Annotated in this window: 1 protein-coding gene; it reads left to right on the forward strand. The window is 63.2% G+C overall.

The window, feature by feature from the left end:
- Positions 1-11: 11 nt before the first annotated feature.
- A partial coding sequence (locus tag YH3_RS34715; protein ID WP_154100432.1) for a DoxX family protein occupies positions 12-532 on the forward strand: 521 nt, incomplete at its 3' end.

Consider the following 532-nt stretch of genomic DNA (forward strand, 5'->3'; position numbering starts at 1 on the left):
AGGCTTGAAACATGCTGGTACGTCGAATTGCTCGTCCACTGCTTTCCACGATCTTCATCGCCGGGGGAATCGATGCTTTGCGCAACCCTGCTCAGCGAGCAGCCAAAGCGTCACCGCTGATCGATAAATCCGTCGAGACGCTGCCAGGAGCAGTGACGCAGAAGGTGCCTGCTGATCCGGAAACACTCGTCAAGATCAACGCCGCCGTCCAGATCGGCGGCGGTGCCCTGCTGGCCACCGGCAAGGCGCCGCGGCTCGCGTCGTTGGTGCTCGCGGGGAGCCTGGTACCGACCACGCTTGCCGGTCACGACTTCTGGAACGAAACCGATCCGTCACTGCGAGCGATGCAGCGCACAAACTTCATCAAGAACGTCAGCTTGCTCGGCGGACTGATGATCGCCTCCGTCGACACCGAGGGCAAGCCGTCGCTCGGCTGGCGTGGCCGCCGCGCCGCGAAGAAGGCCCAGGCGTCTATCGCCGCAGCACTTCCATTGGTCGCATCGCAGACCGATCACACGAGCGATCGCGTCGA

Source organism: Rhodococcus sp. YH3-3, assembly GCF_001653035.1.
Classification (GTDB): Bacteria; Actinomycetota; Actinomycetes; order Mycobacteriales; family Mycobacteriaceae; genus Rhodococcus_F; species Rhodococcus_F qingshengii.